The organism is Pseudomonas sp. NGC7 (genome assembly GCF_047159675.1).
Classification (GTDB): Bacteria; Pseudomonadota; Gammaproteobacteria; order Pseudomonadales; family Pseudomonadaceae; genus Aquipseudomonas; species Aquipseudomonas kermanshahensis.
This window is the reverse complement of sequence record NZ_BAAFZY010000001.1, coordinates 3,850,029-3,871,819: the sequence shown is the minus strand read 5'-3', so window position 1 is coordinate 3,871,819 and position 21,791 is coordinate 3,850,029. Positions and strand designations below refer to the sequence as shown.

Sequence of the window (21,791 nt, the reverse complement as noted above, 5' to 3'; positions counted from 1 at the left end):
AGCAGCCTTGCGCTGCGAAGAGGCCCGTACTAGCGGCGAATATCAACGCTGTTGTCACCGGCCTCTTCGCAGCACAAGGCTGCTGCTATCTGCAGCCCCATCCCCCGAATCGGGGAAAAGCGCTGGGGAATCCTCCCCAATCTGTTTCGGTTAGCCCTGTAACTCACCAAAAAATATAACAATTCTCATCTGGCATATACCTTGCTCAACCTCCACGCAGAGACCCTGTGTTCCGGAGGTGCAGCATGTCGACCCCGCTCAAAGGCCCCGTCCTGTCATCCCTTGTCCTGGCCCTGCTCGGCTGGGAAGCGACCAGCGAGGCAGCTGTGCAGTGCCAGCGCACCCTGGTTGCCAATGTGGTCGCACTGGACCAGCCGCTGATGTTCAACCGCCTTGGCGCGCAAAACGCCAATGGCATGATGTTCGCCCTGCGCGAAGATGTCGTGGACGAGCATCAGGTCCCGCTTGGCAAAGGCGGAGCCGCAGTGCCTGGCAAAGTCACCTTGCGCCCGGACAAACGCCCACGGCCAATCGTCTTGCGGGTCGCTGCCGGTGACTGCCTGACCGTCAACCTGACCAACCTGCTGGCCTACCAGGCCAACCCCAACAAGCACGGTATCGACCACGAAGAGAACGAGGCCGAAGGTGAGGAAGAAGAAGGGCCGGAAACCGAGTTCGAGAATGAAGGCGGTGAGCACTTCGTTGCGGATGAACAAGTCAGCGACCGCCACGTAGGTTTCCAGGTCAACGGCATGCAAGCCGTCAACAGCATTGGCGACATCGCCGCCAACACCGGCCGCAACGGCAACTTCCTGGTGTCGCCGGGCAACACCCGCAGTTACACCCTGTATGCCGAACGCGAAGGGGCCTTCGCCGCAACCAGCCAAGGTGCGACCTTCGGCGGCCAGGGCGGTGCCGGTAACGTTGCCAACGGCTTGTTCGGCCAGGTGGTGGTGGTGCCCAAAGGCGGGCGCACCTTCCGCAACACCCTGACCGAAGAAGAAATGCGCCTGGCCACCACCGGCCACACCCCCACAGGCCAACCTGTCATCGATTACCAGGCCCGTTACCCGCAGGCAGAGCCGTGGATCACCGAAGGCAAGGCCGGCAAGCCGATCATCGCTATGGTCGATGGCAACGAGATTCTCAACAGCGAGACCGATGCCATCGTCATGGGCCCCAACCCAGACGGCAGCTTCCCCCGCTCGACCTACCCACTGGAGAGCGTCAACAAGCGCAACCCGGCGCTGCCCAACCGGCTGGATGCGTTCCGTGATTTCGCCTCGCAGTTCGCCGACGAAGTGGCCGGCACCCAGGCCTTCCCCGGCTACTGGGCCGACCCGATCATGGGCCACGTGCTGGAGCCGACGCGCGATTCATTCATGATCAACTACGGCTCGGGCGGCATGGGCGCCGAGGTGGTGGCCAACCGCCTGGGCGTGGGCCCGATGCATGACTGCCTGTCATGCGCCTACGAGGAGTTCTTCCTCAGTGCGCACACCGTGGGCGATATCGGCACGCTGGTGGACGTGCCAGCCAACGTAGGCCTGGAGAACATCCGCCCCGGCGAAACCCCACCGGCTAATGCCGTGGGCGTCAAGGCCAGCATGGCCCTGTACCCGTCGGAGCCGGCCAACGTCCACCACAGCTACATTGGCGACTTCACCAAGTTCCGTAATACGCACAATGGACATGAGCAGCACATCTTCCACTTGCACGGCCACCAGTGGCTATTCAACCCCAACGACGACAACTCCGACTATGTGGACGCCCAAGGCATCGGCCCGGGCATCGGATACACCTACGAGATCGCCAACGGCGGCTCTGGCAACCGTAACCGCGTAGCCGGCGATGCCATCTATCACTGCCATTTCTACCCGCACTTCGCCCAAGGCATGTGGGCCATGTGGCGGGTGCACGACGTGTTCGAGGAAGGTACCCGGCTGGAGGTCAGTGGCCAGGATGCAAACGGCTTCCACGGCACGCCGTTTGCCCTGCGCAGTGGCAAGCCAGCCGTCGGCGCACGGGCATTGCCGGACGGTGAAATCATTGCCGGTACGCCGATCCCCGCCATCGTCCCGCTGCCGGGCAAAGCCATGGCGCCGATGCCGGGCAAAGTGGTCGTGGTGCCTAAGCTTGCAGAGCAGTGGGTGGCCACAAACGAGCAGGACGATGATGAAGAGGAAGAAGAGGGCGACGATGACCATGGCCACGGGGCAGCTGCGCCCAAGGCTGTCGGCTCCTTGGCCCTGGTCGACCGTAGCGAAACCAACCGCAACGCCGACGGCACCTTGAAAAACCCAGGCTACCCGTTCTGGATCGGAGGCATGGAAAGCAGCGTCGGCCAGCGCCCACCGACCCCGCCGCTGGACATGCTCGACCCTGCGCTTGCCCAGCAACTGAAGAACAGCGGCAATGCCCTGTGGGCCAACCTGGACCCCAACCAGGTCGATGGCTGGGATGGTGGCCTGGGCCGGCACGCGCTGGATGGCATCTCGGCAGGTGGCGAAGCACTGACCACCACCACCAAGCTGGACTTCTCCAAGGTGGTGCATAAAGCCAAGCCGATCTACCTGCCGGAAGAGGGCACCGAAGTCGAACAGGCGGCCATGAAGTTTCACGCCAAGGCTGAGCACCCCAGCTATGCGCTGATGCCGGGCAGCCAGCCGGTGGCGCGCAACTTCCGCACCAATGGCGCCTTGCCGACGGCCGGGGCACCGTTCTTCGAGCCGTGCATGGACGACCGCGGCAAGCGCCTCACCCAGACCTCGGGCATAGGCGAGTTCGCCAGCGGTGAAAGCCTGACCGGCATGAGCTTCCGGGGTGCGTCTGCCTTCACCGCCGACCGCCCACGCATCTATAAAGGCGCCAACATTCAGTTTGATGCGGTCTACAACAAAGTCGGCTACCACTTCCCGCAGGCGCGCATCATTGCCCTCTGGGAAGACGCTTGGCCAGTGATCACCAAGCAGCGCCCACCCGAGCCGCTGGTGATGCGCATGAACACCTTCGATTGCACCATGTACCAGCACACCAACCTGATCCCTTCCATTTATGAGATGGACGACTACCAGGTGCGCACCCCAACCGACGTGATTGGCCAGCACATCCACCTGCCCAAGTGGGACCTCACCGCGGCCGATGGTTCTGCCAACGGCTGGAACTACGAGGACGGCATTCTTTCGCCCGGCAGCGTGGTCGAGCGCGTGCATGCCATTCGCGCCTACAACGGTTGCACCGAAGGCGATAGCCGAGACGGCACCGCCGCCTGCCCAAGCGCCAAGCAGCACCCGTACTTCGGGCGCTTTGGCCGGGCCGACTGGCTGGGCGCGCGTACCGCCATGCAGCGTTGGTTCGCCGACCCTGTGGTCAACGTGCACAACGTCGACCGCGGCCTGGGCACCATCTTCACCCACGACCACCTTGGCCCATCGACCCACCAGCAACTGGGCCTGTACGCCACGGTACTGGCCGAACCTGCCGGCTCCACCTGGTACCACGCCGAAACCGGCGAGCAGCTGTACAACCCGGCTGCGCGCCAGGACGGTGGGCCAACCTCGTGGCAAGCAGTGATCAAGACCGGTGACCACGATGGCGACGGCAAAAACGACAGCTACCGTGAGTTCTTCCTCGAGTACAGCGACTTCCAGCATGCCTATGAAGCCGGCGTGTACGTGGGCGCAGGGCCGGACGGTATTCCCAATGGCCAGTCGTACCCGGCCACGGCCGACAGCTTCCGCTACGCCATCAACCCACCGGTCCGGCAGAAAGCCTCGTCGCTGCTCGAATCGGTGGTCGAGTCGCGCGGTGGCCTGAGCCCTGGCTGCCCAAGCCGGCCGTGCCCACAAGCCATTTCGGTGGATGACCCAGGCATGTTCGTCGTCAACTACCGTAACGAACCGCTGGCCCTGCGCGTGTTCGACCCCAACAAAGTGGCCCCGGACGGCAAACGCGGCATGCAGGCCGACGGCCTGGGCGGTGACCTGAGCTATGCCTTGCAGAGCCGCACCGACCGTGCCATCCCAGCGATGAACATGGCGCCTTCGGCGATCACTTCGGCGGTCGGCCCAACCGGTGGCACCACGGTGTTCCCGCCGCACATCAACACCGCCGGTAGCGAGCCCGGTGACCCGTTCACGCCGCTGCTGCGCACCTACTCGGGTGATAACGTGCGCTTGCGCATGCATGCCGGTGGCCATGAAGAGGAGCACAACGTCACGCTGCACGGCGTCAAGTGGCTGCAGAATGGCTCGGGCTTCGGCAGCAGCTCCAACTCGGGGTGGAAGGCATCGCAGATGATCGGCATCTCCGAGCAGCTGGGCTTCATGGCGCCGGTGTCGATGATTTCCAGCGCTGCGGCCACCAACGGCGACTACTTGTACTCGCTGGACGCGGCACTGGAAGGCTACTGGAACGGCATCTGGGGCATCATGCGCAACTACACCACCTTGCGCCCGGACCTGTTCCCGCTGTCGAACAACCCGCAGCCGGTGGCCATGCGCAACACCGTAAACTTTGATGGCATCTGCCCAAAAACCACCACCAACGCCAATGGCATTGGTACCCGCGCCACGGTCAAGCGCAGCTACGAGATCGTTGCCGTACTGGCCAACGACATTCTGGAGAACCGCCACGGGGTCAGCATCACCGACCCGGCCGGCGTCGGCCAGCATGTCGGTGGGCCGCTCAAGCCTGGCGGTGGCACGCTGGTGTTCAACAGCCGCAAGACCAGCATCCCGCAGGTGACCGTGGTGGATGAGGAGGACGGCACCACCTTCACCGTTGGCGGCCACAGCGCACCGCTGCACGACCCGACCGCGGTGCTGTATGTGCGCAAGGCAGACCTGGACGCGACCACAGGCAAGCTCAAACCCGGCGTGCCGGTAGAGCCCCTGGTGCTGCGCGCCAATGCCGGCGACTGCATCAGTATCACCCTGGAAAACCGCCTGCCGCTGGTGATGCCCGACCTGCCAAGCACGGCCGTGATGCAGAACGTGGTCAAGCGTGACCGTAATGGCAGTGAAGGCTCCACGGCGTTCAACAACAACCTGATGCGGCCGTCCAGCCATGTTGGCCTGCACGCACAGCTGCTGGCCTACGACATCACCAAGTCCGATGGTGCCAACGTCGGCCTCAACCCGGTGCAGACCGTGCCGCCGCGTGCCGGCAACAGCGGTGCCTACCCGAGCAAGGTGTACCAGTACTACGCCGGGCACCTGGAGCGTGAAGGCAAGCCGGTGCTGCAACTGGGCCGTACGGTGGACAACATCAACAGTACTGCGATCGAGTTCGGCGGCCTGAACCTGACCCCGTCCGACTTCATCAAGCAACCGCAAAAAGGCCTGGTGGGCGCCATGAGCATCCTGCCGCAAACCGCCACCTTCACCGAGGACACCGCCAGCCGTGCTCAGGCCACGGTAAAAGTCAGCGGCCAGCCGGACTACCGCGACTTCGTCACGGTGTGGCAGCGCTCGATGAACATGCGCTGGGCTGACGGCCGCCCCGTGGAAGGTATCGCTACTGAAGGCAATGGCGTGCCGGGCGATCCGAAGGACAACGGCAACATGGCCATGAACTACAAGACCGAACCGCTGTGGTTGCGCTTTGGCATGGCGCCGGACGCACCGTTCGGCCACGCCGACGGCAATGGCTTCGCCGATGTGCCAAACGCCCACATGGCCTACAGCAACGCCCTGGTCGGTGGCGACCCGCAGACGCCCGTGCTCTGGGCCAAGCCTGGCCAGCCGGCACGCAGCCATGTGCTGATGCCCAGCGGTGGCAGCCGCGGTATCACTTACCAGCTGGACGGGCACCTGTGGCCATTGCACGCCTACCAGGCCGAGAAGAACGACGCCGATGGTTACCCGATGAACCTGCCAGGCATCGGCTCGGTGCGCTTCGGCTTCAACCCGATGTCGATCTACATCGGGGCCCAGGAAAGCGTACTGCCAGCGGCGCACTTCAGCTTCATGCTGCCCAGCGCGGGTGGTGCCAACGCGGTGCCGGGGGACTACCTGTTCCGCGACTATGCCGCCTACGGCAACCTTTCGGGGCTGTGGGGGATTTTGCGGGTCAGCAACGAAGCGCCGCCCGCAACGGCTGCGCCACAATAACGACACTGGAGTGCGAGCATGAACAAGAAGACTCGCCCTGCTTACTTGGGGGTACTGCTGGGAGTGGCACTGATCGGCCTGGGCGTGGCGTATGAGCAGCTCTGGTGCGACCCACGCGAGCTGCTGCAGGAGCCTGCCGACCCGCAGGTCCTGCACCGGCTCAGCCGGGACGGGGTGACCGTGGAGTTTGAGGCGCGGCCGCTGGCCGGGGGCGAGCTGCGCGAAGGCGCCTTCGCCAATGTGCGCTTCAAGGTCAGCGACCAGACCAGCGGCCAGCCGCTGTCGGGCATGGCGCCGGGGGCCTGGATCGACCCGGCCCAGTCGGCACCGGTCGGCGACCGCGACCAAAGCTGCAAGGCCCGCGTGGCGCTGTTTCTGAAAAGCAGCATTGGCGCCCGGCCGTTGCTCGACCTCAACAGCTACTTCCTGTTGGTGCTGAACAAGGACGCCAGCCTGACGGTCATCGACCCGACGGTTTCGGTGGGGGGCGTCACCAGCACCATGGCCCGTATCGAACTGCCAGGCAGGCCCATGGACTGGGCGGCCACCGGCGACGACAAGCAGGTGTTCGTGTCGATCCCGGAGCGCGGCAAGGTGTCGGTGATCGATACCGAGACCTTCACCCGCGTGGCCGACCTGGATGCCGGCGACCAACCGACGCGGGTGGCGCTGCAACCGGACCAGCATCGGCTTTGGGTGGGCAACAACAGCAGCGACCCGGCCAAGGGCGGGGTAACGGTGATCGACGTGCCCGGGCGCAGCACCCTCAAGTCCTTCGCCACCGGCTCTGGGCACCACGAGATCGCCTTCAGCAGCGACTCGCGCTACGCCTTTGTCAGCAATCGCGACAGCGGCACCTTGAGCATCATCGACATCCCTGAAATGCGTCTGGCCAAGACCCTGGAGGTGGGGCCGCACCCGCTGTCGGTGAGCTACTCGGCGCTGTCCCAGGCGGTCTATGTGGTCGACGGCCAAGAAGGCACGGTGCGGGTCATCGATGCCCGCAGCCATCAACTGCGCCACACCGTCACGGCGGAACAGGGCCTGGGCCCGATGCGTTTTAGCAGCGACGGGCGCTACGGCATCGTGCTCAACACCCTGGAGAACCAAGCCTTGGTGATCGATGCCAGTACCGACACGCTCATCCACCGGATCCCGGTGGCGGCCGAACCCTACCAACTGACCTTTACCAAGGGCTATGCCTACGTCCGCGGCCTGGCCTCGCCCAAGGTCAGCATGATCAACCTGAGCAGCCTTGGGGAAGGGCGTTCGCCGATCGTCCAGGGCTTCGACGCCGGCCCTGCCGCGCCGCGCCAAGCCGGTGATCTGCCGCTGGCACAAGGGTTATCGGTGTCGCGTGACGACAACTCGGTGTTCGTGGTCAACCCGGTAGACAACACCACCTACTTCTACGCCGAGGGCATGAACGCGCCGATGTCGGGCTACAACAACCGCGGCCACCAGGCCCGCGCCGCCATCGTCGTCGACCGCAGCCTGCGCGAGGTGGCCCCAGGGGTGTACGGCTCGACGGTGAAGCTGCCGGCGGCCGGCAAGTTCGACGTGGCCTTCCTGCTCAACCAGCCGCAAATCATCCACTGCTTCAGCACCGATGTGGGCGAGGCGCCGAATGCCCGCAAGCACAAGGGCGCGCATGCCGAGTTCCTTGGCCTAGAGCAGCCTTTGCCGCAGCACAGCGCCTTCACCGCACGGGTGCGCATCGTCGGCGACGACGGTGAACCGCGCCTGGGCCTGAACGACCTGAGCCTGCGCTACTTCCTGGCGCCGTCGTCGATGCCGCGCAACCTGCGCCTGGAAGAAGTGGGCGAGGGTGTCTACCAAGCGGCCTTGACCCTGCCCGAAGCCGGCGCCTGGTACCTGCATGTGCAGTCACCGTCGCTGGGCCGCAAGTTTGCCGAAGAGAATTACACCAGCCTGCGCGTCCTGCCGGCCTCGGCCTCCACGGCGTCCCAAGGGGACGCTTCCCAGATGCAAACCAGGAGTGTGCGATGAACGCCAAGCATGCTTTCACACGGCTGGGCCTGAGCCTGGCGCTGCCCCTGTTGTTGTCCAGCAACCTGGCCTTGGCCCATGCCGGGCATGACCACAGCGGCCATGCCGAGCAACCGCCCGCCGCGCGACAGGAGAAAGCCAGTGTGCGCTTTGCCGATGTCTCGCTGCTGGACCAGGACGGCATGCCCGTGCGCCTGGAGAAGGACCTGGTCGGCGATCACCTGGTGGTGATGGGTTTCATCTACACCAGTTGCACCACGGTGTGCCCGGTGGTGTCGTCGATCATGGGCAAGGTCCAGCAGCAGTTGGGTGGCCGTGTGGGTGAAGAAATCCATCTGGTGTCGATCAGCGTCGACCCCCAGCGCGACGATTCCAAGCGCTTGCAAGGTTACGCCAAGGCCTTCCAGAAAGGGCCGGGCTGGAGCTGGCTGACCGGTACGTCGTACGCCATCACCGAAACCCTCAAAGGCCTGGGCAGCTTCAGTGCCGACCTCAGCCAGCACCCGCCGCTGATTCTGGTGGGCGATGGCCGCAGCGGCCACTGGACCCGCTACTACGGCTTCACCGACCCGGCGGTACTGGTCGCGGAAATCAACCGCCTCAGCGCACGCCGGGTGCATGCCAAGAGCACGGCCATCGCCGAACACCATGCCGACCACACCGGTGACCATAACGAGGTGCAACCATGAGCCATCTGATCTCACGCCGCGCCGGCATGCGCGGTCTCGACTGGCTGGTACTGGGCGGTTGCCTGTGGATTCTTGCCTCGGTCGCATTGGCCCATGAAGGCCATGCCCAGCAGGCGCCCGAGCCACAGGCAGCGCCCCAGGCGATGACCAGCGGCGGCGGCACCCGCGATGCCCAGACCTGGTTCACCGACACCGTGCTCAAGGACCAGAATGGCCGCGACCTGCGCTTCTACAGCGATGTGCTCAAGGACAAGGTGGTGATGCTTAACGTCATCTTCACCCACTGCACCGACGCCTGCCCGTTGATCACCCGCAAGCTGCGGGAGGTACGCGAGGCCATGGGGCCGGCGTTGGCCGGGCAGGTGACGTTCGTCTCGATCAGCAGCGACCCGCTCAACGACACCCCGGCGGCGCTCAAGGCCTTTGCCGAGAAGCAGGGCGTGGACGGCCCCAACTGGCTGTTCCTGACTGGCGACAAGGCCAGTGTCGACCTGGTCCTGGGCCGCATCGGCCAGTTCCTGCCCAGCCCCGAACAGCATTCCACGCAGCTGATTGCCGGTGACGTGGCAGGCAAGCGCTGGAGCAAGATCCGCCCCGATGCGCCGCCAATGGCGATCGCGCAGCGCATGCAGCTGCTGGCCCAGCCGCTGGCAGGGCGGTGACATCATGAACCTTGCGCTGGCCAATGCCCTTGTAGGAGCGGCCTTGCGTCGCGAAAGGGCTGCGCAGCGGCCCCAGATTTTGGTGTCGATGCAGAGACTGCTGGGGCTGCTGCGCAGCCCTTTCGCGACGCAAGGCCGCTCCTACAAAAGCCTGGTATGCGTGCTAGGGCTCACTCTGTGCGGCTCAACCTTTGCCCTCGACCTCACCGAACACGAACAGGCCGGCAAGCGTCTGTACCGCGAAGGCCAGTCGAGCAGCGACGCACAATTGCTGGCACGCGTCGGCTCCAGCGACATGAGCGTTCCTGCCAGCGTCTTACCCTGTGCAAGCTGCCACGGCACCGACGGCCGCGGCCGCGCCGAAGGCGGTGTACGCCCGCCGAGCCTCGACTGGCAACGCCTGGCCCTGGGCCAGGGCGAGCGGCAGGCCAATGGCCGCAGTTACCCGCCTTATACCGACGCCAGCCTGGCCAGGGCGATCCAGCAGGGGGTGGACCCTGCCGGCAATCGCCTGGACGCCGCCATGCCGCGTTTCGATTTGACCCTCGCCGACCAGCGCAACCTTACCGCCTACCTCAAACGCCTGGCCGATGAGCGCGACCCGGGCGTGGAGGAGGGCGTGCTGCGCCTGGGCACCTTGCTGCCGGGCTCCGGGCCGCTGGCCGAAGCAGGGCACGTGGTGCGCGCAGTACTGGAAGACGGCCTGGCGCAACTCAACCAGCAAGGCGGTGTGCACGGGCGGCGCCTGGAACTGGTGGTGCTCGACCCGGGCAGCGACGCCGACAGCGCCGAGCAGGCCCTTCGCCAATTGCTGGACAAGGAGCAGGTGTTCAGCCTGATTACCCCGCTGGCACCTATGCTCGATCAGCGACTGACCACCGTCCTGGCGCAGCAGAACGTGCCGCTGATCGGCAGCACCCCGCGCAGTGGCGGCAGTGCGCAGATCTTCGACCCGCTGCCGGGCTTGCCTGCGCAACTGCTGAGCCTGGCCGGCCACGCCCGTGACGCCTTGGGCCTCGCCCCAGATGGCTTGCGTGTGGTGTATGCCGGTGACGAGCAAGCGCCGCTGGCCGAGCAGGTGCGTGAACAGCTTGTGCAGCAAGGCTGGGCCCCCGGCGCCCTGCAGCCCTTCGATGGCCAGGCGGTGGACGGCCAGGGCATAGTCTTCGTTGGCCGCGCCCAGGCCTTTGCCGAGTTGGCTGCCGCGTTGCAGGCGGCAGGCCGCCAGCCATACCTGTTTGCAGCGTCCAGCCAGGTGGTCGGGGCCGTGGCGAACTTACCTGCGCAGTGGTCGCAGCGCGTCTACCTTGCCTACCCATTCGTGCCCGAAGACTGGACCGAGCAAGGCCTGGCGACCCTCGCCGGGCTGCAACAACGCCAGGGCCTGGACCCGCGTCAGGCGTCCTTGCAGGTCAACACCCTGTGCGCCCTGCGCTTGCTGACAGAGGCCCTTAAACAGATCGGCCGAGATGCAAGCCGCGAGCAACTGATCACGGCCCTGGAGGGCCTGCACGACGTCGCTACCGGCCTCACGCCAGCCCTGGGCTTTGGTCCCGGTCGCCGGCAGGGCATGGCCGGTGCCCACGTGGTGGCGGTGGCCTTGCCCGGGCCGCGCTTCACCTCGGTCACCCCGTACCGGCCAGTGCCGGACACCCCTTGAGCGGAGGTTGCCATGCGTACCCTATTGCTGTGCCTGTTGCTGCTGGTCGCCAAGGCGAGTTGGGCCGATGTGCCGGCCGCGCGAGTAAACGGTGTGGAGATCGATGTGATGCGCCTTGAGCGCTACTTCACGGAGTACCTCGAAGCCCAGGGCCGCGCGGTGGCCAGCATCCGCAACCCGACCCTGTACAAGCGCCTGCGCGACCAGGCCTTGGACGAGCTGATCGACAAGGAGCTGCTGTGGCAGGAGGCCCAACGCCAGGGCATCGGCATCAGTGATGAACAGGTGTCTGCCCAGGTTGGTGAAGTGGAGGCGGCGTTTGGCAGCCCGACAGTGTTTGAACGGCGTCTGGCGCAGGCAGGCTTCGATAGGGCAGAGTACGCTGATTACACCCGCCGCGAGCTGGCTGCCCAGCGGGTGTATGCCCAGCTCAGCGCGGTCGACGCGCCCAGCCAGGCCGAGGTGGAGGCCTTCTACAGGGCCAATCGACAAAGACTGCAAGGAGCGCAGAACCAAAGTGATAACCCTTCTGTCATACGTGAACAGGGTCTGGTCTTGGCCAGGGCCTCGCTCATCGGGCAATTGCAGGCGCAAGCGCGGCAAGCTGTGCGCCAACGTTTGCGCGAATCCGCTAAAGTGGAAATCGCCGACTGAAGGCCCCGATGGCGTTTCCCCAAAGCTGGGGAATAACGACTTGGCAAAGTGCCATCAGGTTCCCCGGATGTGGGGAACCGGGCGAGCTCGCCTGCTCTCCGCGCCTGGGGTGTTTTCGGGCACCCTTGCCAGATCAACGACTTACAGTGGTGCAGCATGACTATTCACGCCTGGCACGAAGCCTGCTCAAGCCTTATCAAGGCCGCACTTCGCAGACCGGGAAACCGGGCAGTATTTGGGAGTCGACCTTGGTGAACAGAGTATTGGTAGTCGATGACGAACAGACTCTTGCGCAGAACCTGCAGGCGTATTTGCAGGCGCAAGGCCTGGAAGTTCATGTTGCCCACGACGGTGCCAGTGGTATCGAGCAGGCTGAACGCCTGGCACCGCAAGTGATCGTGCTGGATTACCGCTTGCCCGATATGGAGGGTTTTCAGGTACTGGAGACCGTGCGCAAGAACAGGCAGTGCCACTTCGTGCTGATCACCGCCCACCCGACCGCCGAGGTCCGTGAGCGAGCCGCCGAACTTGGCGTGACCCATGTCCTGTTCAAACCGTTCCCGTTAGCGGAACTGGCGCGCGCGATCCTCGACCTGATGGGCATCGAGCGCCGGCGCAGGGCCACGGACAACCCGGCAGAAGGGTTCGTCGAACGACGCCAGACCAGGAACGAATCGTTCCCCCTGCAGTTGTACGATGGTAGCTGGGTACTGGCCGACCGCCGCCGTAATGGCGCCAAGCCCCCAGGTCCGGATGACGAACAACTGCTCACAGGGGAATAGCGGCGCCCGCTGCCCTGGCTGAGCCAGCCTGCGACGCGCCCCCTGAGCGGAGTCGCAGGCCATGCCCGAAGTACTCGAGATTGTCGGTTTTACACGCGAGCTGCTGGCCCAGGCCCGTCTGCAAGCCAGTGACGAACGCCTGCTCAATTGCCTGGAGCGCCTGGCCAACGACACCCCGGACACCTTCACCCGCCGCCTCGGCATCACCCTGCATTACCCCGTGCTGCACAGCCAGGCGCTGCTGGCCAGCACCCCCCGCTTCGACAAGGTCAGCCTGGCCCAGTGCCTGAAACGCGAGTTCGTGCTGATCGAGCAGGGCGGCGAACTGCTGGGTGTGTTCGCCGACCCCTTCGACCCTGCGCGCCTGGCCTGGATCGACGATGTGCTGCAAGGCGCGCCGCTGTACCTGGCGCACGCCGCCGAGCTGGCGACGTTTCTGGCCCGCCATGAAGAAAGCTTCCACGCGGTCGATGCGCTTGACCAAGACAGTGAAGCCAGCAGCGAAAGCGACCCGCTGCAACGCCTGTCGCTGACCAGCATCAGCGAAGACCAGAGCCGCGTGGTCAAGCTGGTCAACTCGACCCTTTACGACGCCCTCAAACTGCACGCCAGCGACATTCACCTGGGCATGACCGGCCAGGGCCTGACCATCAAGTACCGTATCGACGGTGTGCTCAACGGTGCCGGCAAGGCCAGCGGCAGCGCCTTCGCCGACCAGGTGATCTCGCGCATCAAGGTCATGGCCGAGCTCGACATCGGCGAGAAACGCGTGCCCCAGGACGGTCGTTTCAAGGTCGCCGTGGGTGAGCGGCAGATCGACTTCCGGGTCTCGATCATGCCCAGCATCTTTGGCGAAGACGCCGTGCTGCGGGTGCTCGACAAACAGGACCTGTCCGACAAGGTAAGCGGCGTGCAGTTGCAGGCCCTGGGCTTTGCCGACGAAACCCTGCGTGCCTTGCGCCGGCTGGCCGCCGAACCCTATGGCATGATCCTGGTCACCGGCCCCACCGGCAGCGGCAAGACCACCACCCTGTACGCCATGATCAGCGAGATCAACCACGGCGTTGACAAGATCATCACCATCGAAGACCCGGTCGAATATCAACTGCCCGGCGTGTTGCAGATTCCAGTCAACGAGAAGAAGGGCCTGACCTTTGCCCGCGGTCTGCGCTCGATCCTGCGCCACGACCCGGACAAGATCCTGGTCGGCGAGATCCGCGACCCAGACACTGCACAGATCGCCGTGCAGTCGGCCCTGACCGGGCACCTGGTGTTCACCACCATCCACGCCAACAACGTCTTCGATGTGATCGGCCGCTTCAGCCAGATGCAGGTCGACCCCTACAGCTTTGTCTCGGCGCTCAACGCCATCCTGGCTCAGCGCCTGATTCGCCTGGCCTGCCCGCACTGCGCCAGCGCCTGCGAAGTGGACGATGAAACCCTGCTGGCCTCGGGCCTGACCCGCGCCGCCGTCGCTGGCTGGACGTTCGTCCGCGCCCAGGGCTGTGGCCAGTGCCGCGGCAGCGGGTATCGCGGCCGCAGCGCCATCGCCGAGCTGCTGCACCTGGACGATGACCTGCGGCAGATGATCGTCGAACGCCGCCCCCTGTCGCAGATCAAGTCACTCGCCTGCCAGCGCGGCCTGCGCTTGCTGCGGGCCTCGGCCCTGGACCTGGTCCGTGACGGCCGCACCACCCTTGAGGAGATCAACCGTGTCACATTCATTGCGTGATCGTGCTGCTCATAAATACTGTGCCGTGCTCGGCGCCGAGGGTGTTGGCCTGGGTTGCTGGAAAGGCAATCAGCACCAGTGGCTGGGCAGCCGCGAATTCAGCTGCGACGCCGCCCAACCGGCCTGGGAAGCTGCTGTCGAAGCGCTGGGCGCCCTGCTGGCCGAGCACGCCGTACGCGGCGCCCAATTGCGGGTGTTGCTGTCGGCCCGCTACAGCCGCTTCTGCCTGGTCCCGTGGAGCGATGCCATTGGCCATCCACGCGAGCTGGATGCTTATGCGCGGGCCTGCTTCGAGAACCTCTACGGCCAGTCGCTGGGTGACTGGCGCATCGTCCTCTCGCCGGAGCCGGCAGGTGCCGCACGCATTGCCACGGCGTTGCCCGAGGCCTTGCTGCAACGGCTGCAGGCGCTGGGCCGGGAAAGCCGCCTGAGCCTGCGCTCGGTGCAGCCGTACCTGATGGCGGCCTACAACCGTTGTTCGGCGCAGCTGGCACAAGGCGACTTCCTGTTCGTCCTCGCCGAGCCGCGCCGCAGCGTGCTGTTGCTGGCTGCTGGCGGTGCCTGGCAGCAGGTGTTGGCGCAAGGCTGTGCCGATACCGACCAGGCCCTGCAAGCGTTGATCGAGCGTACCTGCGAGCTGTACGGCGAGCATCTGCCACGGGTCTACCTGCATGCGCCCGGCCGCGGCGACGTGCCGCAACTGGCAGCGGTGCAGCTGTGCCAGCCGGCCAGCGAAGCCGACCCCCTGTGCGCCATGTGGCGGGCGGTGGCCTGACATGCGCCGCCTCGACCTGGAATTCCAGCCCCGCCGCAATGGCGCCTTGGCTTGGTCGCTGCTGGCCCTGGGCTGTGCAGGGGTGGCCGCACTGGTGCTGCTGCAACACCACCTGCAGGGCGAGCAAGTCGACCTCGAAGGCCGCCTGCACAGCCTGGAGCTGCAACTGGGCCGGCGCCCAGCCACCGCGGCGCCGCAAAGCAGTGCAGCCAGCCGCGAGCAGGCCGAGCGCCTGGCGCAGATGCGCAATGTCTCGCAGCAGCTGCAACGGCCCTGGCAGCAACTGTTCGCCATGCTCGAAGCACTGCCGCAGGACGATGTGGCGCTGCTTGGCCTGACCCCGGACGCTCGCAAGGGCCAGGTCCGCATTGCCGCCGAGGCGCGCAACCTGGAGGCGATGCTGCAGTACCACCAGCGCCTGGAGGCCAGTGCCGAGCTCAGCGATGTTTCGTTGCTCAATCACGAGGTGATGGTGAGCCAGCCGGAGCACCCGGTGCGTTTCACCCTGACCGCCACCTGGGAGACCGGCCATGCGCGCCCCTGAACCGCTTAGCAGCCTGATCATTCAGGAGTACCTGCGCCGTATCGGCCCGGTGGGCCTGGCCGCCGTTGCCGTTGGCCTGCTGGTGGTCGGCGTGGCGGTGGCCGGTGTATTGCCGCAATGGCAAAGCGTGCGCGAACTGCGGGCCAGCGAGGCAGACGCCAGTGTGCAAGTGGGAAGGGTGCAACGCGGCGAGCTGAAAATCGCGGTCAAGCCCGAGCAGCAGGCCCTCGACACCCTGCGTCAGCAACTGCCCGGTCAGCCGCAGGCCAGCGAACTGATCGAGCGGCTGTATCACCTGGCCAGTGCCGAGCACATCAGCCTGGCACGCGGCGAGTACGCCCTGGGCATCGACCCGAAAACCCAGTTGGCGCGCTACCAGATCGTGCTGCCGGTCCGCGGCAGTTACCCGCAGATCCGCGGCTTCCTCAAGGGCCTGCTTGGCCAGCTGCCGACCTTGGTGCTGGAAGACCTTGAGCTGCAACGCAAACGCATCGGCGACAGCGAGCTCAACGCCCGCCTGCGCATGACCCTCTACCTGTCGAGGTCGTGATGAATACTCAACGTGGGTTGGTCTGGCTCGGGTTTCTTGGGCTTTCTGCCGCGCTGGCGTGGGCGCCTGGGCATTGGTTTGGCCAGCAAGTCGAGGACGCCCCAATCGCCGGCAAGCCGGCTCCCACAGGTTCGGGGGTGCCCATGGAACCAGTGGGAGCGGGCTTGCCCGCGAATAGGCCAGAACAGGCCTCCACCGACCTGTTCCCGAGCCAGCGCTGGACCAAACCCAAGGCCCTGGCCACCGTCACCGAACAACCGATCATCGCCACACCCGTGGTGGTTGCCGCACCCACGGCACCGGCGTTGCCCTTCCAGTTCGTCGGCCGCCTGGGCGATCGCGACGACCTGCAGGTGTTTCTGCAGAGCGGCGAAAAACTCTACGTCGTGCGCCAGGGCGACGTCATCGAAGACACCTACCGCCTCGACCGGGTCTCGGCCAACGAGCTGAGCCTGGTCTACCTGCCTTTGCATCAGTCGCAGACCTTGTCTGTCGGGAGCGCACCATGAAGTCATCGAAGCTGTGCAAGCCTGCTCCGTTCCTGCTGTTGGCGCTGTGCGTGGCCATCGCCGGCTGCGGCTCCAGTGCGGTACGCGAAGACAGCGCAGAACTGATGAAGGAGGGGCAGTACGAAGCCGGCATCGCGCGCCTGGAAGAGGCCCTGCGTGAAGACCCGCGCGACACCGAACTGAACATCGCCCTGGCCCATGGCCGCCAGGCGGCGGTCGAGGCACTGCTGAGCCAGGCCGACAGCGACCGTATCCGCCACGACTTTGCCGGTGCGCGCATGGGCTACGGCCGGGTGCTGAGCATCGAGCCCAACAACCGCCGTGCCCAGGAAGGCATCCGTCAACTGGAGCTGATCCGCACCCTTGACGAACGCGTCGCCCTCGGCCAGGCGGCCCTGCGCCAGGGCGACCTGTTCGGTGCCGAGCGCTACATGCGCGAAGTGCTGCGCCTGGACCCGCAGAACCAGAAGGGCATGACCCTGCGCAGCGACATCGAGAACGTCCAGGCACGCACTGCGCAGCCCTTCCCGCAGCTGCGCAGCAAGCTGGAGCGCCCGGTCACCCTGGAGTTTCGTGATGCCAACCTGAAGACCATCTTCGAAGTGCTGTCCCAGGTCGCTGGCATCAACTTCATCTTCGACAAAGACCTGCGCCCGGACATGAAGGCCACCATCTTCGTCCGCGACGTCCGCATCGAGGACGCCGTGGCCCTGCTGCTGGAGCAGAACCAGTTGCGCCAGAAGATCGTCAACGACAACACCCTGATGATCTACCCCGACTCGCCGCAAAAGGCCAAGGACTACCAGGAACTGGTCATGCGCACCTTCTACCTGACCAGCATCGACGCCAACACGGCGCTGAACATGGTCAAGACCATGCTCAAGACCCGCGATGTGTTCGTCGACGAGCGCCTCAACACCTTGACCATGCGCGACAGCCCCGACGCAGTGCGCATGGCCGAGAAGCTGCTGCAGTCCCAGGACCAGTCCAACCCCGAAGTGGTGCTGGAAGTGGAGGTTATGGAGGTGGCCACCTCGCGCATCCTCGACCTCGGCCTGCAATGGCCCAACACCTTCGGCGTGCTGACCTCCGACGGCAAACCGGTCAGCGTGCTGGACCAGTTGCGCGGCATCGACTCCAGCCGCATCAGTATCTCGCCGGCCCCACAGGCCAAGATCAACGCCCAGGACAAGGACATCAACACCCTGGCAAGCCCGGTGATCCGCGTCAGCAACCGTGAGCAGGCACGCATCCACATCGGCCAGCGGGTGCCGATCATCAGCGCCACCTCGGTGCCGTCGACCCAGGGCCCAGTGATCACCGAAAGCGTCACCTACCTGGACGTGGGCCTGAAGCTTGAAGTGCAGCCTACCGTGCACCTGAACAACGAAGTGGCGATCAAGATTGCACTGGAGGTCAGCAACGCCACCCCACTGGAGGCCACGCGCCAGGGCACCATTCCGGTTCAGGTCGATACCCGCAACGCCCAGACCAGCCTGCGCCTGCACGACGGTGAAACCCAGGTACTGGCCGGGCTGGTGCGTAACGACCACAACGCCAGCGGCAACAAGATCCCCGGCCTGGGCGACATCCCCGGCCTGGGCCGGCTGTTCGGCAGCAACAAGGACGACATGAGCAAGTCCGAACTGGTGCTGGCGATTACCCCGCGCATCGTGCGCAACCTGCCGTACCAGAGCCCGTCGGACATGGAGTTTGCCACCGGCACCGAGTCGAGCCTGCAAGTCCGCCAGATGGCGCCGCTGCCGCCAACCGATGTACCGGGCAATACGCCGTCCGGTGACACGCCGGTAGTGGAAAGCCAGATGGCCGTGGTGCCTGCCAACGGGAGCCCGCGGCCATGAAACGCGGCATGCAAGGCTTCAGCCTGATCGAGGTGGTGCTGACCCTGGCACTGCTCGGGCTGCTCGCCAGCATGGCCGCGCCGCTGACCGAAACCGTGGTGCGCCGGGGCAAGGAGCAGCAACTGCGCGAGGCGCTGTATCAGATCCGTGATGCAATCGATGCCTACAAGCGCGCCTTTGACGCCGGCTACATCGAAAAACGCCTGGATGCCAGCGGCTACCCGCCCAACCTGCAGGTGTTGGTCGACGGGGTGCGTGATGTGCGCAGTGCCAAGGGGGCCAAGTTCTACTTCCTGCGGCGCATCCCCCACGACCCGCTGCTGGCGGCCAAGGAGGACGATGAGGGGGCCTGGGGCCTGCGTGCCTACGACAGCAGCCCTGACAGCCCACGGGAAGGCGAAGACGTCTTCGACGTGTATTCCAAGGCCCGTGGCAAAGGCCTCAACAACATCCCCTACGGGCAATGGTGACGGCCATGAAACGCAGCCGAGGCTTCACCCTGATCGAACTGCTGGTGGTGATGGCGATTATCGCCACGCTGATGACCATCGCCATGCCGCGCTACTTCAACAGCCTGGAGAGCTCCCGCGAGGCCACCCTGCGCCAGAGCCTGGCAGTGCTGCGCGAGTCGCTGGACCACTTCTACGGCGACACCGGGCACTACCCCGATTCGCTTGAGCAACTGGTCGAGCTGCGCTACCTGCGCAACACCCCGGTGGACCCGATCACCGAACGCAGCGATGCCTGGCAACTGGTGCCACCGCCGGAAGGTGTGGCCGGTGGCGTGGCCGACATCAAAAGCGGCGCTACAGGGAGGGCGCGTGATGGCAGCCTCTATGCTGAATGGTAAGGCCTGTGCCGGCTTCACCTACCTGGGCGTGCTGCTGCTGATCGCGGTCAGCAGCGTGGCCCTGGCCGCCACCGGGACGGTCTGGTCGAGTGCCGCCCAGCGCGACCACGAGCGCCAGTTGCTGTGGGTCGGCAGCCAGTACGCCCAAGCCCTGCGCAGTTACTACCGCGCATCGCCGGGGCTGGCCCAGTACCCCCAGGACCTGGCCGACCTGTTGCAGGACAACCGCTTCCCCGAGGCCAAGCGGCACATCCGCAGGCTCTACCCGGACCCGATCACCAACAGCGACGACTGGGGCCTGCTGCGCTCGATCGACGGCCGTATCACCGGCGTGCACAGCCGCTCGGACGCCACCCCGTTCAAACGCAGTGGCTTTGCCGCCGAGTGGTCGGGCTTCGAAGGGCTGGAGCATTACAGCGACTGGCAGTTCGTCGCCGAGCAGGCGTTCGCCGACAGCCCCAATGGTGCCCAGCCCCATGCCGGCCCGGGAGACACGCCATGAACCGCCTGGCTGCGCTGTGCCTGAGCCTGTTGCTGGCGAGCTCGCTGAGCAGCGCGCTGAAGGCGGCTGAAGAGGACGAGATGATGGGCTTTATCGTCGACAACACCATCTCGCACATCGGCCACGATTTTTACTACTACTTCGCCGACCGCCTGCGTGCCACCAGCCGCCTGGACTTCAACCTGGTGGTGCGCGAACGCCCGGATGCCCGCTGGGGCAGCCTGATCACCGTGGAGTTCGAGCGCGACGTGATGTACCGCCGCTTCCTGCCACCCAACACAACGGAACTCAAAGAAGAGGCCGTCGCGGCCGCCGACCTGGTCAAGCAGCAGATCATCCAACGCAAGTTGCAACGCCTGCTGCAGGACACCACCGATCTGGAGAGGGACGAGCTATGAAAACCCGCATTCCCCGTTGCATCGCCGCCTGCCTGCTGGCCAGCGCCTGTGCTGCCCAGGCCACCGAGCTGGTGTACACCCCGGTCAACCCGGCCTTCGGCGGCAACCCGCTCAACGGCACCTGGTTGCTGAACAACGCCCAGGCGCAGAACGACTACGACGACCCCGACCTCAAGGACCGCGCGTCTGCCTTCTCGGGCACCTCGGCCCTGGAGCGCTTCAGCAATCAGCTGGAGTCGCGGATGTTGTCGCAGCTGCTGGACAACATCAGCAATGGCAGCACCGGAAGCATGGCCACCGATGCCTTCCTGATCGACGTTATCGACGATTCAGGGGCGCTGAGCATCAAGGTCACCGACCGCGCCACAGGAGAAATTTCGATCATTGAGGTCAGCGGCCTGAACCCCTGAGAGGGAAAGGCATTTATGTTGGGGAGAGAACACCATGAAACGTCTGCTGAGCACGCTGCTGATCCTCACCGCCCTTGGCCTGCAAAGTGGTTGCAGCCTGCGCGAACCCATGTCGGCCGAACAGGACTCGGAAACCCCGACCCTGACCCCGCGCGCCTCGACCTATTACGACCTGATCAACATGCCACGCCCTAAAGGCCGGCTGATGGCGGTGGTGTATGGCTTCCGCGACCAGACCGGGCAGTACAAACCCACCCCGGCCAGTTCGTTCTCGACCAGCGTCACCCAAGGCGCGGCGAGCATGCTGATGGACGCCCTGAGCGCCAGTGGCTGGTTCGTGGTGCTGGAGCGTGAAGGGCTGCAGAACCTGTTGACCGAACGCAAGATCATCCGCGCCTCGCAGAAGAAGCCGGATGTTGCAGAGAACATCATGGGCGAACTGCCGCCGTTGCAGGCCGCCAACCTGATGCTCGAAGGCGGCATCATCGCCTATGACACCAACGTGCGCAGTGGCGGGGAAGGGGCGCGTTACTTAGGCATAGACATCTCCCGCGAGTACCGCGTCGACCAGGTGACCGTGAACTTGCGCGCAGTCGATGTGCGCACCGGGCAGGTGCTGGCCAACGTCATGACCAGCAAGACCATCTACTCGGTTGGGCGCAGTGCCGGGGTGTTCAAGTTCATCGAGTTCAAGAAGTTGCTGGAGGCGGAGGTGGGGTATACCACCAATGAGCCGGCGCAGCTGTGCGTGCTGTCGGCGATCGAGGCGGCGGTGGGGCATTTGCTGGCGCAGGGTATTGAGCGGCGGTTGTGGCAGGTGGCGGGGGAGGCGGGGGATGGCAAGGCGACGGTGGACAAGTACCTGAGTCAGAATCAGCAGCCGTGATCGACCTTGAGGGCCTCTTCGCGGGTGAACCCGCTCCCACAGGTGCTGCGTAGCCTTTGAGATCAAGCTATTCGCCGACAGAGGTTTGGCGCCTGTGAGATCGAGCGCCGCCCGCGCGGCGCTCGATCTCTGCCCGCACACGAAACCCAAGCCATGCACTTCCAGCCATACCCCAACCCATCAACCAGATGACGCCCAGCCTT

General features: G+C 65.3%; 19 protein-coding genes. All 19 read left to right on the top strand.

Annotated elements, in window-relative coordinates; all coding sequences use genetic code 11:
* Positions 1 to 245 precede the first annotated feature (245 nt).
* The 19 genes from mnxG (at position 246) to ACMCNM_RS17190 (ending at position 21,588) form a co-directional block, all read left to right on the top strand.
* Positions 246 to 6,113, top strand: a complete 5,868-nt coding sequence (mnxG, locus tag ACMCNM_RS17280) for a manganese-oxidizing multicopper oxidase MnxG (RefSeq protein WP_412765025.1) — start codon at positions 246 to 248, stop codon at positions 6,111 to 6,113.
* 18 nt (positions 6,114 to 6,131) lie between these two features.
* Positions 6,132 to 8,123 (top strand): cytochrome D1 domain-containing protein, encoded by a 1,992-nt coding sequence (locus tag ACMCNM_RS17275; protein WP_412765024.1) that lies wholly within the window; start codon positions 6,132 to 6,134, stop codon positions 8,121 to 8,123.
* Positions 8,120 to 8,812 (top strand): SCO family protein, encoded by a 693-nt coding sequence (locus ACMCNM_RS17270; RefSeq protein WP_412765023.1) that lies wholly within the window; start codon positions 8,120 to 8,122, stop codon positions 8,810 to 8,812. Before ACMCNM_RS17275 ends, ACMCNM_RS17270 begins: the two co-directional genes overlap by 4 nt.
* Positions 8,809 to 9,474 (top strand): SCO family protein, encoded by a 666-nt coding sequence (locus ACMCNM_RS17265; RefSeq protein ID WP_027593475.1) that lies wholly within the window; start codon positions 8,809 to 8,811, stop codon positions 9,472 to 9,474. The genes ACMCNM_RS17270 and ACMCNM_RS17265 overlap by 4 nt, the downstream gene beginning before the upstream one ends.
* Before the next feature lie 88 nt (positions 9,475 to 9,562).
* Positions 9,563 to 11,134, top strand: a complete 1,572-nt coding sequence (locus ACMCNM_RS17260) for an ABC transporter substrate-binding protein (protein WP_412765022.1) — start codon at positions 9,563 to 9,565, stop codon at positions 11,132 to 11,134.
* Between the two features lie 12 nt (positions 11,135 to 11,146).
* Positions 11,147 to 11,788 (top strand): SurA N-terminal domain-containing protein, encoded by a 642-nt coding sequence (locus ACMCNM_RS17255; RefSeq protein WP_412765021.1) that lies wholly within the window; start codon positions 11,147 to 11,149, stop codon positions 11,786 to 11,788.
* Between the two features lie 248 nt (positions 11,789 to 12,036).
* Positions 12,037 to 12,570 carry a response regulator gene (locus ACMCNM_RS17250; RefSeq protein ID WP_172960411.1) on the top strand — a complete coding sequence of 178 codons (534 nt, stop codon included), beginning with the start codon at positions 12,037 to 12,039 and terminating at the stop codon, positions 12,568 to 12,570.
* A 61-nt stretch (positions 12,571 to 12,631) separates the two neighbouring features.
* Positions 12,632 to 14,302 (top strand): GspE/PulE family protein, encoded by a 1,671-nt coding sequence (locus ACMCNM_RS17245; protein WP_412765020.1) that lies wholly within the window; start codon positions 12,632 to 12,634, stop codon positions 14,300 to 14,302.
* Positions 14,283 to 15,077: a hypothetical protein gene (locus ACMCNM_RS17240; protein ID WP_027593470.1), complete on the top strand. Its 795-nt coding sequence runs from the start codon at positions 14,283 to 14,285 to the stop codon at positions 15,075 to 15,077. The genes ACMCNM_RS17245 and ACMCNM_RS17240 overlap by 20 nt, the downstream gene beginning before the upstream one ends.
* A 1-nt stretch (position 15,078) precedes the next feature.
* Positions 15,079 to 15,621 carry a pilus assembly protein gene (locus ACMCNM_RS17235; RefSeq protein ID WP_099429181.1) on the top strand — a complete coding sequence of 181 codons (543 nt, stop codon included), beginning with the start codon at positions 15,079 to 15,081 and terminating at the stop codon, positions 15,619 to 15,621.
* On the top strand, positions 15,608 to 16,171 hold the full coding sequence (pilO, locus tag ACMCNM_RS17230) for a type 4a pilus biogenesis protein PilO (RefSeq protein ID WP_412765019.1): 564 nt from the start codon (positions 15,608 to 15,610) through the stop codon (positions 16,169 to 16,171). Before ACMCNM_RS17235 ends, pilO begins: the two co-directional genes overlap by 14 nt.
* Positions 16,171 to 16,680 (top strand): hypothetical protein, encoded by a 510-nt coding sequence (locus ACMCNM_RS17225; protein ID WP_186678043.1) that lies wholly within the window; start codon positions 16,171 to 16,173, stop codon positions 16,678 to 16,680. Before pilO ends, ACMCNM_RS17225 begins: the two co-directional genes overlap by 1 nt.
* Entirely contained in the window at positions 16,677 to 18,542 is a 1,866-nt protein-coding gene (locus tag ACMCNM_RS17220) for a secretin N-terminal domain-containing protein (protein WP_027593466.1), read from the top strand. Before ACMCNM_RS17225 ends, ACMCNM_RS17220 begins: the two co-directional genes overlap by 4 nt.
* Entirely contained in the window at positions 18,539 to 19,012 is a 474-nt protein-coding gene (locus tag ACMCNM_RS17215; protein WP_412765018.1) for a prepilin-type N-terminal cleavage/methylation domain-containing protein, read from the top strand. Before ACMCNM_RS17220 ends, ACMCNM_RS17215 begins: the two co-directional genes overlap by 4 nt.
* Before the next feature lie 5 nt (positions 19,013 to 19,017).
* Entirely contained in the window at positions 19,018 to 19,392 is a 375-nt protein-coding gene (locus ACMCNM_RS17210) for a type II secretion system protein (protein ID WP_085272959.1), read from the top strand.
* Positions 19,367 to 19,894 carry a type II secretion system protein gene (locus ACMCNM_RS17205; protein WP_027593463.1) on the top strand — a complete coding sequence of 176 codons (528 nt, stop codon included), beginning with the start codon at positions 19,367 to 19,369 and terminating at the stop codon, positions 19,892 to 19,894. The genes ACMCNM_RS17210 and ACMCNM_RS17205 overlap by 26 nt, the downstream gene beginning before the upstream one ends.
* The gene (csgE, locus tag ACMCNM_RS17200; protein WP_085272957.1) at positions 19,891 to 20,292 is read left to right on the top strand and encodes a curli production assembly/transport protein CsgE; all 402 of its coding nucleotides are present in this window, start codon (positions 19,891 to 19,893) and stop codon (positions 20,290 to 20,292) included. Before ACMCNM_RS17205 ends, csgE begins: the two co-directional genes overlap by 4 nt.
* The gene (locus ACMCNM_RS17195; protein ID WP_027593461.1) at positions 20,289 to 20,702 is read left to right on the top strand and encodes a curli assembly protein CsgF; all 414 of its coding nucleotides are present in this window, start codon (positions 20,289 to 20,291) and stop codon (positions 20,700 to 20,702) included. The genes csgE and ACMCNM_RS17195 overlap by 4 nt, the downstream gene beginning before the upstream one ends.
* Positions 20,703 to 20,736: 34 nt before the next feature.
* Positions 20,737 to 21,588 (top strand): CsgG/HfaB family protein, encoded by an 852-nt coding sequence (locus ACMCNM_RS17190; protein WP_412765017.1) that lies wholly within the window; start codon positions 20,737 to 20,739, stop codon positions 21,586 to 21,588.
* Positions 21,589 to 21,791 lie beyond the last annotated feature (203 nt).

Bases quoted from the DNA above. Each gene is read 5' to 3' on its own strand.
- ACMCNM_RS17225 (WP_186678043.1), top strand. From the start codon at position 16,171: ATGAATACTCAACGTGGGTTGGTCTGGCTCGGGTTTCTTGGGCTTTCT.
- ACMCNM_RS17235 (WP_099429181.1), top strand. From the start codon at position 15,079: ATGCGCCGCCTCGACCTGGAATTCCAGCCCCGCCGCAATGGCGCCTTG.
- csgE (WP_085272957.1), top strand. From the start codon at position 19,891: ATGAACCGCCTGGCTGCGCTGTGCCTGAGCCTGTTGCTGGCGAGCTCG.
- ACMCNM_RS17215 (WP_412765018.1), top strand. From the start codon at position 18,539: ATGAAACGCGGCATGCAAGGCTTCAGCCTGATCGAGGTGGTGCTGACC.
- ACMCNM_RS17275 (WP_412765024.1), top strand. From the start codon at position 6,132: ATGAACAAGAAGACTCGCCCTGCTTACTTGGGGGTACTGCTGGGAGTG.
- pilO (WP_412765019.1), top strand. From the start codon at position 15,608: ATGCGCGCCCCTGAACCGCTTAGCAGCCTGATCATTCAGGAGTACCTG.
- ACMCNM_RS17245 (WP_412765020.1), top strand. From the start codon at position 12,632: ATGCCCGAAGTACTCGAGATTGTCGGTTTTACACGCGAGCTGCTGGCC.
- ACMCNM_RS17210 (WP_085272959.1), top strand. From the start codon at position 19,018: ATGAAACGCAGCCGAGGCTTCACCCTGATCGAACTGCTGGTGGTGATG.
- ACMCNM_RS17270 (WP_412765023.1), top strand. From the start codon at position 8,120: ATGAACGCCAAGCATGCTTTCACACGGCTGGGCCTGAGCCTGGCGCTG.
- ACMCNM_RS17205 (WP_027593463.1), top strand. From the start codon at position 19,367: ATGGCAGCCTCTATGCTGAATGGTAAGGCCTGTGCCGGCTTCACCTAC.
- ACMCNM_RS17220 (WP_027593466.1), top strand. From the start codon at position 16,677: ATGAAGTCATCGAAGCTGTGCAAGCCTGCTCCGTTCCTGCTGTTGGCG.
- ACMCNM_RS17260 (WP_412765022.1), top strand. From the start codon at position 9,563: ATGCAGAGACTGCTGGGGCTGCTGCGCAGCCCTTTCGCGACGCAAGGC.
- ACMCNM_RS17195 (WP_027593461.1), top strand. From the start codon at position 20,289: ATGAAAACCCGCATTCCCCGTTGCATCGCCGCCTGCCTGCTGGCCAGC.
- ACMCNM_RS17255 (WP_412765021.1), top strand. From the start codon at position 11,147: ATGCGTACCCTATTGCTGTGCCTGTTGCTGCTGGTCGCCAAGGCGAGT.
- ACMCNM_RS17265 (WP_027593475.1), top strand. From the start codon at position 8,809: ATGAGCCATCTGATCTCACGCCGCGCCGGCATGCGCGGTCTCGACTGG.
- mnxG (WP_412765025.1), top strand. From the start codon at position 246: ATGTCGACCCCGCTCAAAGGCCCCGTCCTGTCATCCCTTGTCCTGGCC.
- ACMCNM_RS17190 (WP_412765017.1), top strand. From the start codon at position 20,737: ATGAAACGTCTGCTGAGCACGCTGCTGATCCTCACCGCCCTTGGCCTG.